Origin of the sequence: Streptomyces sp. NPDC051104, from assembly GCF_040682835.1 — a bacterium.
In the GTDB taxonomy this organism is placed as follows: Bacteria; Actinomycetota; Actinomycetes; order Streptomycetales; family Streptomycetaceae; genus Streptomyces; species Streptomyces cynarae.
Map to the genome: position 1 here is coordinate 57251 of NZ_JBFBBS010000016.1, position 12935 is coordinate 70185.

Below are 12935 nucleotides of genomic sequence, written 5' to 3' on the forward strand. Positions count from 1 at the left end.
CAGCCCGGTCACGGCAGTTCGTCCGCCCACATGTCCAGCAGGTCCTCGTCCGAGTCGGGCGCTGTCCGCGCGGGGGTCCCGTCGGCTCCGGGTAGCGCCTGTTCGGCCCAGATGACCTTGCCCTGGGGCGTGTACCGGGTGCCCCAGCGCTCGGTCATCCGCGACACCAGGAACAGGCCCCGGCCTCCCTCGTCGGTCGTCGCCGCGTACCGCAGGTGCGGTGAGGTGCTGCTGCCGTCGGCCACCTCGCAGACCAGCGTCCTGTCGTCGTGGATCAACCGCACATGGATCGGCGGGGAGCCGTAGCGGATGGCGTTGGTGACGAGTTCGCTCAGGACGAGTTCCATGCCGAAGCCGAGTTCGGCAAGGCCCCACTTATCGAGCTTGCGGGACAGGGCGACGCGCATCCCGGCGACGGCGGACGGGTCGGGCGGCACGTCCCAGTCGGCGATCCGGTCGGCCGGCAGCGCCCGGGTGCGGGCGATGAGCAGGGCGACGTCGTCCTTGGGCCGTCCGGGCAGCAGCTGGTCCAGCACGGCCTGGCAGCTCTCCTCGGGCGAGCGGCCGGGGTGGCCGGCGAGCACGGCGCCCAGCATCTCCATGCCCACGTCCAGGTCGCGCGTGCGGTCCTCGATGAGGCCGTCGGTGTAGAGCACGATCTGGGTGCCCTCGGGGAGGTCCAGCTCGGCCGTCTGGAAGGGCATGCCGCCGAGGCCGAGCGGCGGTCCGGCCGGCAGGTCGGGGAAGGTGACGCCACCGTCGGGGTGGACCAGCGCGGGCGCCAGGTGTCCGGCGCGTGCCATGGCGACGCGGCGCGCGACGGGGTCGTAGACGGCGTAGAGGCAGGTGGCGCCCACGATGCCCGCGGCCGTCTCGCTGCCCGCCTCGTCCTGGTCGATGCGGCCGACCAGGTCGTCGAGATGGCTGAGCAGCTCGTCGGGCGGCAGGTCGAGGGAGGAGAAGTTGTGCACCGCGGTCCGCAGCCGTCCCATCGTCGCGGCGGCGTGCAGTCCGTGGCCGACCACGTCGCCGACGGCCAGCGCCACCCGGCTCCCCGGCAGCGGGATCACGTCGAACCAGTCTCCGCTCACGCCGGACTGGGCGGGCACGTAGCGGTAGCCGACCTCGAGGGCGCTCTGCTCGGGCAGGGCCCTCGGCAGCAGGCTGCGCTGCAGGGTGACGGCCAGGGTGTGCTCGCGGGTGTAGCGGCGGGCGTTGTCGATGCTGACCGCGGCGCGGGCGACCAGCTCCTCCGCCAGTGACAGGTCCTCCTCGTCGAAGGGCTTCTGCTGGGTGGAGCGCCAGAAGTTGGCCATGCCGAGCACGACACCGCGGGCCTGGATCGGGGCGGCGATGAGGGAGTGGATGCCGTAGTCCACGACCTCCCTGGTGCGCTCCGGGTCCTGCGCGTGCCAGCCCGTGGCGGTCGCCAGGTCGGTCACCAGCTCGGCGCGGCCGGTGCCGAAGCCGCGAGCCTGGGGCGTGGAGGGCACGAAGTCGAGCAGCCGGCCCCTCTCGTAGAGCGGGTGGTCGTCCCGGACGCCGCGCACGGCGGTGCGCCGCATGTCCGTGGCCGTGGGGCCGGGCTCCTCCCCGTGCAGCACGGCGTCGGCCAGGTCAACGGTGACGAAGTCGGCGAAGCGTGGGACGGCGACCTGGGCCAGCTCGTCGGCCGTGCGGACCACGTCGAGTGTGGTGCCGACGCCCAGTCCGGCGTCGTAGAGCAGCTTCAACCGCTCCCGTGCGACCTCCGCCCTGCCGGACACCGCCTGCAGCTCGGTGGAGTCGCGCAGGGTCACCACCGTGCCCTCGGGGCCTCCGTCGCGGTCCGTGGGCCGCTGGTTGACCGCCAGCAGCCGTTGCCGGGCGAAGATCACCTCGTCGGTCGCCTCGCGCCCGGAGACGAGCAGCGCCATCGTCGCGGGATCGAGGGCCGCCAGGTCCGACACGTGCCGTCCCTCGGCGTCCAGGGGCAGCTCCAGCAGTCGCCTGGCCTCGTCGTTGGCCAGCAGCAGCCGTCCGTCGCCCCCGATGATGAGGACTCCTTCGCGCACCGAGTGCAGCACCGCGTCGTGGTGCTCGTACATGCGGGTCATCTCGTCCGGGGCCAGGCTGTGGGTCTGCCGTCGCAGCCGCCGGCCGACCAGGGCCGTGCCGCCGGTGGTCACCAAGAGCGCGCCGGCCCCGGCGCCGAAGATGATCGGGAGTTGCCGGTCCACCTCGTTGGTCACGTTCTTGACCTTCAGACCGGCGGAGACGAGGGCCACCACCTTGCCCTGGGGATTGTCGACGGGAACGGTGGCCTGGACTTCCTCGCCGAGCGGGCCGTGGACGCTCTCGGTGTAGACCTTCCCGGCGAGCGACGGGCCGATCGTGCCCACGAACCGGTGGCCGATCCGGCTCGGCAGGGGGTGGGTGTAGCGGATGCCCTTGGTGTTCATGACCACGATGAAGTCGACACCGGCCGACTTGCGCCCCTTCTCGGTGAGGGGCTGGAGCACCTTCGTCGGATCGGGAGTGCGCAGCGCCTGCAGGATGCCCGGAGAGTGCGCGAAGGTCTGCGCGACGGCTATGGAGCGGCGCTTGGCCTCGGAGCCGGTGTCCCGCTTCGACTGCAGCACCAGGGCGACCACGGCGCAGACCACGAGCAGCACGACCAGCGCCACCTGCAGGACGAATACCTGTCCGGCGACGCTTCGCGGGCTTTTGCCGATCAAGGACCGCATCGATATGCGCCGAAATCGAGCGTTTCCGCTCGCCATGCGACATTTCTAGCACAGCGTTCCCCGCAGTCCGCCGGGGCGACAGGTTCGCGCCAGATCCTACGCCGCCGCCCAGGGGCCGCGCGACCCGATCGGCGGGGCGCCCCGGCGGGCCCGTATGACCGTGCCCACCTGCGCAACCGGCGGGCCGACGGGCGACCTCCAGGGCTGTCCGGCCCTCGCGGGATCAGCCCGCACGCCCCGCGAAATCCCCACGCCGGTCCGGGCGGAAGATCCTCCCCGAGGATCCGGCCGGGCGGCGCGGGCGGCGCGCGAAATCCCGTGCGGCAGGTCGCTGGGAGCGGGGCGTGCGCTCAGGCAGCGCCCCCCTTCGTGTCCCTGTCCTCGTCGACGATCTCCGCGTCCACCACGCCCTCTTCGTCCTGCGGTGCCGTGTGCTGCCGGGTGCCTTCCGCGGACGCCTGCTGGGACTGGGCGTACATCGCCTGGCCCATCTTCTGGCTGACCGTGGCGAGCTTGTCCACCCCGGCCCGCAGGGCCGCCGTGTCGGCGCCCTCCTTGAGCAGGTCCTTCAGCTCGGCGACCGCCGCCGTCACCTCGCCCTTCGTGTCCGCCGGCACCCGCCCCCCGTTCTCCCGCAGGAAATTCTCCGTCTGGTAGACGAGCTGCTCCGCCTGGTTGCGCGCCTCCGCCGCCTCCCGGCGCCTGCGGTCCTCCTCGGCGTACTGCTCCGCGTCCCGCATCATCCGGTCGATGTCGTCCTTGGGCAGCGCCGAGCCGCCGGTCACCGTCATCTTCTGTTCCCGGCCCGTCGCCAGGTCCTTCGCGGAGACGTGCATGATCCCGTTGGCGTCGATGTCGAAGGTCACCTCGATCTGCGGCACCCCGCGCGGCGCCGGCGGCAGCCCGGTCAGGTCGAAGACGCCGAGCTTCTTGTTGTACGCGGCGATCTCCCGCTCGCCCTGGTAGACCTGGATGCCGACCGAGGGCTGGTTGTCCTCGGCGGTGGAGAAGATCTCCGAACGCTTCGTGGGGATCGTCGTGTTGCGTTCGATCAGCTTGGTCATGATGCCGCCCTTGGTCTCGATGCCGAGGGACAGCGGGGTCACGTCGAGCAGCAGCACGTCCTTGACGTCGCCGCGCAGGACACCGGCCTGGAGGGCCGCGCCGACGGCCACGACCTCGTCCGGGTTGACGCCCTTGTGCGGGTCCTTGCCGGTGAGTTCCCGCACCAGGTCGGTGACCGCGGGCATCCGGGTGGAACCGCCGACGAGGATCACATGGTCGATCGCGGAGAGCTCCACGCCCGCGTCCCGGACCGCCTGGTGGAAGGGGGTCCGGCAGCGGTCCAGCAGATCGGCCGTGAGCTCCTGGAACTGGGCCCGGGTCAGCCTCTCCTCCAGGTGCAGCGGGCCCTCGGCGGAGGCGGTGATGTAGGGCAGGTTGACGGTCGTCTCGGTGGAGCTGGACAGCTCGATCTTGGCCTTCTCCGCGGCCTCCCGCAGCCGCTGAAGCGCCATCTTGTCGGCGCCGAGGTCGGTGCCGTACTGGCCCTTGAACCGCTTCACCAGATGGTCGACGACCCGCTCGTCCCAGTCGTCGCCGCCGAGGTGGGTGTCACCGTTGGTGGCCTTGACCTCGATCACTCCGTCGCCGATCTCCAGCAGGGAGACGTCGAAGGTGCCGCCGCCGAGGTCGAAGACGAGGACGGTCTGCTCCTCGCCGCGGTCGAGCCCGTACGCGAGGGCCGCCGCCGTCGGCTCGTTGATGATCCGCAGGACCTTCAGCCCCGCGATCTCCCCGGCCTCCTTGGTTGCCTGCCGCTGGGCGTCGTCGAAGTACGCGGGCACGGTGATCACGGCGTCCGTGACGTCCTCGCCCAGATACGCCTCGGCATCCCGCTTCAGCTTCTGCAGGACGCGCGCGGACAGCTCCTGCGCCCGGAAGCGGGCGCCGTCCACGGAGCCGTGCTCCGGGAAACGCCAGTGCGCGTCGCCCATGTGCCGCTTCACCGAGCGCGCGGTGCGCTCGACGTTCGTCACGGCCTGCCGCTTGGCGACCTCGCCGACGAGCACCTCGCCGTTCTTGGCGAAGGCCACGACCGACGGTGTGGTCCGCGCGCCCTCGGCGTTGCTGATGACGGTGGGCTCACCACCCTCCAGGACGGCCACCACCGAGTTCGTCGTCCCCAGATCGATCCCGACCGCACGTGTCATCGCCGTCCCCTTCCGCCAGGGCGCTTCCCGCACTCCATCACAATCTTGAGTGGCCCCGTGTCAATGTGCGCGACGGGGGCTCCCGATGCGATGCCGGGTACCCGGAAACGACGGTGCCGCGCCCCCTCGGCGGGAAGCGCGGCACCTTCGGGAACGTGGGGGCTCAGGCGAGCTTGGCGTCCAGCGTGATCGTCGTGCCGGCCAGGGCCTGGCTGACCGGGCAGTTCTTCTTGGCGTCCTCGGCGGCGGCGACGAACGCGTCGTTGTCGATACCGGGGACGGTGCCCTCGACGGTGAGGTGGATGCCCGTGATGCCCTCACCCGGCTGGAAGGTGACGTCGGCCTTCGTCTCGAGCTTGGTGGGCGGGGTGCCGGCGCCGGCCAGTCCGTGCGACAGCGCCATGGAGAAGCAGCTGGAGTGGGCGGCGGCGATCAGCTCCTCGGGGCTGGTCCTGCCGTTCGCCTCCTGGGAGCGCGAGGCCCACGTGACCGGCTGCTGGGCGATGCCGGAGGAGTCGAAGGTGACGACGCCGTTGCCCTCGAGCAGGTTGCCTTCCCAGACGGTGTGAGCGGTGCGCGTGGTTGCCACGGTTCTTCCTTTCGATGGGATCCCGATAGGGGTACCCCCTGCTCGTCAAGAGCTTGGGGGAGGGTTCCGTCGCTCCCATCCGATCACACCCGGCCCCCGCGGACCCACTTTCCCGCCACGTCGGCGCCCGCCCCGTCGTCAGGCGGCGCGTTCGTCCTCCTCCTCGGCGGCGACGAGCGGTACTTGGGGACCGTCGCACTCCTGCAGCCAGCGGCGGAAAACCTGGTGGACCTGCTCGGCGCCGACCAGTTCGGTGCCCTCCTCGGCCGGCGCTGACAGGTCCACCGGCCACAACAGGAAGGGCCGGCCCTGGGCGCCGCCGAGCCCGCCGTGCGAACCGATCTGCTCCTCGAAGGCCAGGACTTCGCCCTCGGCCGGGTCGTACCAGGAGTTGACCATGATGTCGGCGGCGTGCGGGAAGGAGTGCGTGCGGCGCACGGCGTCGGCGGCACCCGGCCCGAAGCCGGCGAGCGGACCGGTCTCGTCGGCGAGCCGGTCCACCGGGATCTCGGCGCCGAACGCGCCCAGCACCACACCGCCGTGCTCCTCGCTGCGGACGAGGACGAAACCGACGCCGGGATGGTTGGCGAGCGTCGACAGCAGCGCGGGGTGCCGGCGGTCGATCTCCTCCTTGCTCATCCGGTGCGGCACGTCGGGGAAGGAGACGAGCCCGAGGTTCCCGGAGGCGAGCACGATGGGCTCCGAGTGGCGGCGGGCGGCCCGATGGTGCTCGGCCTTCTCCTCGACGGGCCGGCGCAGCGCGGCGCGTACGGCCGCACGCGCCTCCGCCCCGCTGTGGGTGTTCCCCCACTGCTTAACGCGTGGGGGGACCCCCACCACCTTGCGCGGCACGTGCAGCCCGCACCCGGCCCGCACCAGGTCGGCGAGGCTGAGCCCGTACCGGGTGCGGAAGGTCTCGCCTGGGCTCTGCCCGTGGTCGGACAGGACGACGATCCGGTACGGGCGCGGGGCGTGCCCGGCGACCTGCGCGAGCAGCGCGAGCGAGCGGTCGAGCCGGTGCAGGACCTTCTCGGCGTCGCGGCTGTGCGGCCCCGAGTGGTGGGCCACCTCGTCGTAGGCCACCAGGTCCGCGTAGATGGCGCTGCGTCCGGCGAGCATGTCGCCGATCACCGCGGCGACGACCACGTCTCGTTCGACGACGGTGGCGAAGGCGCGCACGAAGGGGTACAGGCCGCCGCGGCCCACACGCGGCCGCTGTCGCTTCAGCCGGACCCGGGTGGACTGGCCGATCTCGCGGGCGACCTCGGCGGCGAACGACATGGCGGTGCGGACGGCGTTGGCCGGGTCGCTGAAGTACGCGAAGTAGCCGGCGCGTGAGCGGTTCTCCCTGCCCCGCCGGGCGGAGACGGACAGCACCAGGGCGAGCTGGTCGGCGCCACCGCTGAACAGGTTGCCGCGACTCGCGCCGTCGACGGTGAGCAGGCCGGCGTCGCCGGTCCGCTCGACGGCGCGGCGCTGGAGTTCCGCGGCGCTCGTCGGGCGGTTGCACACGACGACCTCGCGGGTCTCCTTCTCGTACCAGCGGAACGCGGGGACGTCGTGGTTGGAGCCGTGCAGGATGCCGAGCTGGCTGGCGCCGGTCTGGCTGGACCAGTCGGTGCGCCAGGCGGTGAGCCGGTGGCCGGGGCCGCCGTCGAGCGGGCCGAGCCAGGAGGCGACGGTCGGCATCAGGCCCTTGGCCACGGCCGCCCGCAGCACGTCGTGTCCGACGCCGTCGAGCTGGACGAAGACCGCGCCGGGGGTGACACGGCCGCAGCGTCCGTCGCCGCGTCTGCGGCGGCGGTCGGCGAGCCGGTACAGCCTTCTGCGGTACGCGTCGTCGTCCCGTACGGCGAGGGCGGCACCGGTGGCCGAGGCGACGGCGGACATCACGGCGGCGACCACCACGGCGGTCTCGGGGGCGGCCTCGGCGTCGCCGGAGGGGTTGACGCGGAGGGCGACGAGCAGAAGGGAGCCGTTGAGGAAGAAGACGAGCAGGCCGAGGACGAGGGCGGGGACGAGCAGCAGGAGCCGTACCAGCAGGGGCCACACCAAGGACGACAGCAGACCGAAGACACCGGCGCCGGCGGCGGCCGTGACGGCTATGCGGGTCGCGCTGTCGCCGCCGGGGGACTGAAGCCGGAAGTCGGGCAGGACGGCGGCGAGGACGAGCATGGTGCCGGTGGAGGCGGCCCACACGGCGACACTGCGCCCCATACCGCTGAGCAGCTTCCGCCAACGCCCGTGCCCCACGCCCAGCTCACCTCACGTCATGGCCCTGCCGCCCTCTCGGATGCGTCCCCACCTTGTCACAGCGCCGGGAACCCCCGGTCAGCGGCCGTCGTACCCGGCCGTCGGCAGCGACAGGCGGCGGTGGATCCGGGCCTTCATCCCGGCGTCGTACGACGGTTCGGCGCGGCCGACCGTCTCGACGCGGACACCTCGCCGGGCGCACTCCGCGGTGAACTCGTCCACCGAGGTCAGGGCACGCTCCAGGACCCGGCGGCTGGGGGCCACGAACAGGTCGACCAGACCCGCCTCCACATCCGTCCACAAAGCGCAGTGGTCGGGGCGCAGGCCGCGGACGAGGAGTTCCCGCGTCACCACGTAACCGCGCTCCGCCGCCCAGCGCGCGCACATCGCGTGCTGGCTGCGGGAGTCGACGAGGAAGGGTTCCGCGTCCAGCTCCTCGAGCGGCGTCAGGCTGGCGATCGCCGTGACCCGGACCGTGCCCGGCCGGCCGCGGGCGTCGCGCGCGCCGGCGATGCCGTGCGCCTCTCCCATGGGGGTCCCCCCTCACCTCAGGGTTTGCCCGCCGACCCTACCCCTGCCCGTAGGCTCGGGGGGAGTCGCGCGAAGGAGGCAATGGAGTGCCGGTGGAGGTCACGTGGTGGGGTCACGCCACCTGCACGGTCGAGGACTCCGGCGTACGGGTGCTCACCGATCCCCTGTTCGCGCGCCGCCTCGCGCATCTGCGGCGGCGCCGCGGTGCACCGCCGCCGCCCGAGGCCGCGGTGGCGGACGTGACGCTGGTGTCCCATCTGCACGCCGACCATCTGCACGTGCCGTCGCTGGCCCGGCTGGCCCCTGGGAGCCGGGTGCTGCTGCCGCGCGGCGCCGCTGCCCAGGTGCCGGGGCTGCGCAGGCTGGGCCGGCTGGGGTTCACGGAGGTGGTGCCCGGGGACCGGGTGCGGGTCGGTGACCTGGTCGTACGGGTGGTGCCCGCACGGCACGACGGGCGCCGGCTGCCGGTGGGGCCGCACCGCTCCCCCGCGCTCGGGTTCGTCGTGGAGGGAGAGGCGCGGACGTACTTCGCCGGGGACACCGGTCTGTTCCCGTCGATGGCCGAAGAGGTCGGGCCGGTCGACGTGACGCTGCTGCCGGTCGGCGGCTGGGGGCCGTACCTCGGCGAGGGGCACCTGGACGCGGGGCGCGCGGCGCAGGCGCTGGCCCGGCTGATGCCGCGCAGCGCGGTGCCGGTGCACTACGGCACGTACTGGCCGATCGGGATGGACGCCGTGCGCCCCCACGAATTCCACGCGCCGGGCGCCGAGTTCGTCCGTCTCGCCGCGCGGTACGCGCCGGACGTCAGGGTGCACCTGCTGTCCCACGGTGAGATCGCCCGCCCGGAGGTCGCCCGGTGATGAACCTCGCCGCCGCTACGACCCTCACACCCACGGAGTCCACCCAACAGGCCGTCGGCTATCCGTCGTTGTTCCTGCTGGTGCTGATCGGAGCGCTGGTGCCGGTCGTGCCGACAGGGGCGCTGGTCAGTTCCGCGGCGGTCGTGGCCTTCCACCGGACCGCGCCCTTCTCGCTCGCGCTGGTCTTCGCCGTCGCGGCGCTCGCAGCCTTCCTCGGGGACATCGCACTGTACTGGCTCGGGCGGCGCGGCATGCGGTCGAAGAACGGTTCCCGCTGGCTGGAGAACCTCCGCGGCCGCGCCCCCGAGGACCGGCTCGCCCAGGCGCAGGAGAAGCTGAACGAGCACGGGATCGCGGTGCTCACCCTCTCCCGGCTCGTCCCGGCGGGCCGCATTCCGGTGATGCTCGCCTGCCTGCTGGCCCGTATGCCGGTGCGGGAGTTCGCCCGCGGCGACGCCCCGGCCTGCCTCGCCTGGACCGCGACGTACCAGCTGATCGGCATCCTCGGCGGCTCGCTGTTCCCGAAGCCGTGGGAGGGCGTGGTGGCGGCGGTCGTGCTGACGGTCGTGATCAGCACGGTACCCGGCCTGTGGCGCCGGATGCGCAGGGCCGCCACCTCGTGAGCCCCGGGCGCCGGCTCACTCCAGCACCCGTGACGCCCCCACCGGCAGGTCCCACAGGTCCTCGCGGGCCCGTCCCGCCTTGTCCCAGGCCGCCCGCACCCGGGTCAGCGGTTCCAGGACCGGCTCCGCCGACAGCACGAACGTGGCCCAGTGCATGGGCGCCATCCGCCGTGCGCCCAGGTCGAGCGTCGCCCGGACCGCCTCCTCCGGGTCGCAGTGGACGTCGCTGAGCCACCAGCGCGGGTCGTACGCGCCGATCGGCATGAAGGCCAGGTCGATCCCCGGGTAGCGCTGCCCGATCCGCTCGAACCAGTGCCCGTACCCGGTGTCGCCCGCGAAGTAGACCCGCTGCCCGTCGGGCGCCGTCAGCACCCAGCCGCCCCACAGCGAACGGCACGTGTCGGTCAGGGTGCGCTTGGACCAGTGGTGGGCGGGCACGAAGTCGAACCGGACACCCTTGACGGCGGCGGCCTCCCACCAGTCCAGCTCGGTGACGCAACGGAACCGCCGGCGGCGGAACCACGCGGCGAGCCCGGCCGGTACGAGTACCGGCGTGTCGCGCGGGAGGCGGCGCAGCGTCGGGGCGTCGAGGTGGTCGTAGTGGTTGTGGCTGATGACGACCGCGTCGACGCGCGGCAGGGCGTCCCAGCCGATGCCGACGGGCGTGATCCGGGTGGGTGTGCCGAGGATGCGCCGGGACCAGACGGGGTCGGTCAGGACCGTCAGCCCGCCGATCCGCACCACCCAACTGGCGTGGCCCGCCCAGGAGACGGCGACCGTGCGCGCGTCGACCCGCGGCAGCGGGCCCGGCTCGTACGGCAGCCGGGGGATGTCCTTCAGACCCTCGGGTCCGGGCCGCACCGCGCCCTCGCGGGCGAAGCGGGCCATGGCCTTCAGGCCGGGCAGCGGTGTGGTCAGCCGGTCCGTGAAGGAGCGCGGCCAGATACGGCGCTCACCGAGCGGGCGGGGCGCTGCGAGCGGCGGCGCCAGCGCCGCGGGGTCCTGGCTCAGCAGGGGCGTGGGCGCGGGCTCACCGGTGTCCCGGTGTGCCGCAACGGTGCTCGTGGTCGACTCGGACTGCTGCGTCATCGAGGAGGCTCCCATCGCTGAGCGTCGTCGCGGAGATCGGCGAAGACCGATCCCACATGGGTCAACGCGCGTTGTACGTGTGGCAGTTCCAGCGGCTCCGGTGAGGTGAGGCACTGCGCCCGTTCCGCGGCGGTCGCGCCGAGGAGTGGTCCGGTGGACAGACGGACGCGGAGCGCCGCGAGGTCGTCCCCGAAGCGGTGGCCGCCGGGTGCGGGCATGCCGAGCCGGGCGGTGAGGAGGTCCTCGAGTTCCTGCGCGTCGCCGACGCCGCGCGCGTCGAGCGCGGAGCGAAGCGGCTCCAGGTCGGCGTAGAGGTGGCGACCGGCCTGCGGGGGCAGGACGAGGGCGCCCGCCGCGACGACGGCCCGGCGCGCGGCGTCGGCCACGCGCGCGTGGAGCGCGGTGCCGGCGGTGAGGCGCTGGGTGACGTCGGCGGGCTCGTCGAGCGCGTACGCGGCCGCTGCGGCGACCGGGTCGGCGATCCGGGCACCGAGTGCGGTGAGCACGTCCAGGGCGCGGGCGCGCAGTCCGGCGCCGTCGGCGGTGGCCGGGAAGCGGGCGACGGCCGCGGGCCAGCCGGGCGGCAGGAAGGGCCCGGCGAGGTCGGTGACGACGGTGACCCGGTCCGGCAGCATCTCGGCTGGGCTGAGCAGCACGGTGTCGTGCGGCCGGTGCACGGTGTCGCGCCAGGTCTCGTCGCTGACCAGGTGCAGCCCCTCCCCGGCGGCGGCCTCGGCGGCCTCGTGCACGAGTTCGGGCGGGGCGACGGTGGCGGTGGGGTCGTCGGCGACGGCGAGCACGAGGAGGCGGGGGTCGCCACCCTCGGCGCGGATTCTGCGGACGGTCTCCAGGAGGGCGTACGGGTCGGGTACGCCGCCGCACTCCATGGGTGTCGGCACATGGAACACCGACCGCCCCAGCGCCCGGACCTGGGGCGCCCACCAGGCCGGGCACGGCCGGGGGACGAGTACGTCGCCGCCGAGCGCGGCGGTGACGGCGACGAAGAGCGCGGGGGCGCCGGGGGCGGCGGCGATGTCGTCGGGCTCGGCGGGCAGTCCGCGCCGGGCGAAGTAGCCGCAGGCGGCGTCGAGGAGGGCGGGCGAACGGGAGGGGCCGGAGTCGTCGTGGTCGGCGGCCTCGACGAGCGCCGCGGACAGGCCCGGCAGGAGGGGCAGCCCCTGCTCGGGGAGGGGCGGTCCGTAACGGACGGGGCCGTGCCCTTCCGGATCCGTCCGCCGCATGCGTGCCTCCGCGCAGTCCCTGGTGCCGTCGCCGGTCCCCCGTGCTCCGGCTCGCTCCACGCCCTAGACCCGTGGCCGCCGCCGCTGTCGTACTCCTGTTCCTCTACGGTTACGGTGTCGAAGACGCCCTCGGGCTCTGAGTACCCAGGGTGCGGGCCGGTCATGGGCGTCCGGCCGGGTTGCCCGGATCACAAGGTCAGGTGTTCGGATCACGCGTGCGGATTCAGGCGTGGCCGGACCGTCCGCGGCCCCAGAGCCGGTGGACCGCGGCACCGAGCGCCCCCGCGATCAGGAGACCGCCGGCGGCCAGGGCGGGCACGGAGTCGGTGAAGGCGCCGCCTTCCCCGGCGTGCACGCCGTGCTGGGCGCCGACGGGAGGCTGCACCCCGCTCTGCTTCCCCTGGTCGCCCTGCTGCTTGCCCGTGGCTTGCTTGCCCTGGCTGTCGCCCTGCTTGCCGGACCCCTGGACCTGGCCGTCGCCCTGTTGCTTGGTCTGGCCGTCTCCCTGTTGCCTGGACTGGCCGTCACTCTGCTTGCCCTGGCCGTCGCCCTGCTTGCCCTGGCTGTCGCCGTGCTGCTTCCCGGACACCTGGGATTGACCGTCTCCCTGTTGCCTCCCAGACCCCTGGGACTGTCCCTCGCCCTGCTGCTTGCTCTGACCGTCCCCCTGCTGCCTCCCAGACCCCTGAGACTGACCCTCGCCCTGCTGCTTGCCCTGACCGTCCCCCTGCTGCCTCCCAGACCCCTGAGACTGACCCTCGCCCTGCTGCTTGCCCTGACCGTCCCCCTGCTGCCTCCCAGACCCCTGAG

General features: G+C 73.3%; 11 protein-coding genes. 3 read left to right on the top strand and 8 right to left on the bottom strand.

The features are described 5' to 3' along the window. Positions 1-8: 8 nt before the first annotated feature. The 5 genes from AB0N14_RS22405 to AB0N14_RS22425 form a co-directional block, all read right to left on the bottom strand. A complete protein-coding gene (locus AB0N14_RS22405) occupies positions 9-2726 on the bottom strand; it encodes a SpoIIE family protein phosphatase (RefSeq protein ID WP_366027464.1) in 2718 nt (905 codons plus the stop codon). Between the two features lie 350 nt (positions 2727-3076). After that, the gene (gene dnaK / locus AB0N14_RS22410) at positions 3077-4939 is read right to left on the bottom strand and encodes a molecular chaperone DnaK (RefSeq protein WP_366027465.1); all 1863 of its coding nucleotides are present in this window, start codon (positions 4937-4939) and stop codon (positions 3077-3079) included. A 163-nt stretch (positions 4940-5102) separates the two neighbouring features. Beyond that, on the bottom strand, positions 5103-5528 hold the full coding sequence (locus AB0N14_RS22415; protein WP_366027466.1) for an OsmC family protein: 426 nt from the start codon (positions 5526-5528) through the stop codon (positions 5103-5105). Positions 5529-5666: 138 nt separating this feature from the next. Further along, on the bottom strand, positions 5667-7745 hold the full coding sequence (locus AB0N14_RS22420; protein ID WP_366027541.1) for an alkaline phosphatase family protein: 2079 nt from the start codon (positions 7743-7745) through the stop codon (positions 5667-5669). 114 nt (positions 7746-7859) lie between these two features. Then, positions 7860-8312 carry a hypothetical protein gene (locus tag AB0N14_RS22425; RefSeq protein ID WP_366027467.1) on the bottom strand — a complete coding sequence of 151 codons (453 nt, stop codon included), beginning with the start codon at positions 8310-8312 and terminating at the stop codon, positions 7860-7862. A gap of 86 nt (positions 8313-8398) precedes the next feature. Between AB0N14_RS22425 and AB0N14_RS22430 the strand changes: the two genes are divergently transcribed. Both AB0N14_RS22430 and AB0N14_RS22435 read left to right on the top strand, forming a co-directional pair. Continuing rightward, positions 8399-9172 carry an MBL fold metallo-hydrolase gene (locus tag AB0N14_RS22430; RefSeq protein ID WP_366027468.1) on the top strand — a complete coding sequence of 258 codons (774 nt, stop codon included), beginning with the start codon at positions 8399-8401 and terminating at the stop codon, positions 9170-9172. Continuing rightward, a complete protein-coding gene (locus AB0N14_RS22435) occupies positions 9172-9795 on the top strand; it encodes a VTT domain-containing protein (protein ID WP_366027469.1) in 624 nt (207 codons plus the stop codon). The genes AB0N14_RS22430 and AB0N14_RS22435 overlap by 1 nt, the downstream gene beginning before the upstream one ends. Before the next feature lie 15 nt (positions 9796-9810). Here the strand turns inward: AB0N14_RS22435 and AB0N14_RS22440 are convergent, their stop codons facing one another. From AB0N14_RS22440 to AB0N14_RS22450, 3 genes are all read right to left on the bottom strand, one after another. Further along, on the bottom strand, positions 9811-10884 hold the full coding sequence (locus AB0N14_RS22440) for an MBL fold metallo-hydrolase (RefSeq protein ID WP_366027470.1): 1074 nt from the start codon (positions 10882-10884) through the stop codon (positions 9811-9813). Further along, complete coding sequence (locus AB0N14_RS22445) at positions 10881-12125, bottom strand: aminotransferase class I/II-fold pyridoxal phosphate-dependent enzyme (RefSeq protein ID WP_366027471.1); 1245 nt, start codon at positions 12123-12125, stop codon at positions 10881-10883. Before AB0N14_RS22445 ends, AB0N14_RS22440 begins: the two co-directional genes overlap by 4 nt. A 223-nt stretch (positions 12126-12348) precedes the next feature. Beyond that, positions 12349-12714 carry a hypothetical protein gene (locus AB0N14_RS22450; protein ID WP_366027547.1) on the bottom strand — a complete coding sequence of 122 codons (366 nt, stop codon included), beginning with the start codon at positions 12712-12714 and terminating at the stop codon, positions 12349-12351. Positions 12715-12735: 21 nt separating this feature from the next. Between AB0N14_RS22450 and AB0N14_RS22455 the strand changes: the two genes are divergently transcribed. Then, on the top strand, positions 12736-12935 hold a 200-nt coding region (locus AB0N14_RS22455; protein WP_366027472.1), incomplete at its 3' end, for a hypothetical protein.

What these genes read in the sequence shown, in the direction of transcription:
- AB0N14_RS22405 (WP_366027464.1), bottom strand. Translation starts at nt 2,726, where the DNA reads ATGCGGTCCTTGATCGGCAAAAGCCCGCGAAGCGTCGCCGGACAGGTA.
- dnaK (WP_366027465.1), bottom strand. Translation starts at nt 4,939, where the DNA reads ATGACACGTGCGGTCGGGATCGATCTGGGGACGACGAACTCGGTGGTG.
- AB0N14_RS22420 (WP_366027541.1), bottom strand. Translation starts at nt 7,745, where the DNA reads ATGGGGCGCAGTGTCGCCGTGTGGGCCGCCTCCACCGGCACCATGCTC.
- AB0N14_RS22425 (WP_366027467.1), bottom strand. Translation starts at nt 8,312, where the DNA reads ATGGGAGAGGCGCACGGCATCGCCGGCGCGCGCGACGCCCGCGGCCGG.
- AB0N14_RS22435 (WP_366027469.1), top strand. Translation starts at nt 9,172, where the DNA reads ATGAACCTCGCCGCCGCTACGACCCTCACACCCACGGAGTCCACCCAA.
- AB0N14_RS22440 (WP_366027470.1), bottom strand. Translation starts at nt 10,884, where the DNA reads ATGACGCAGCAGTCCGAGTCGACCACGAGCACCGTTGCGGCACACCGG.
- AB0N14_RS22445 (WP_366027471.1), bottom strand. Translation starts at nt 12,125, where the DNA reads ATGCGGCGGACGGATCCGGAAGGGCACGGCCCCGTCCGTTACGGACCG.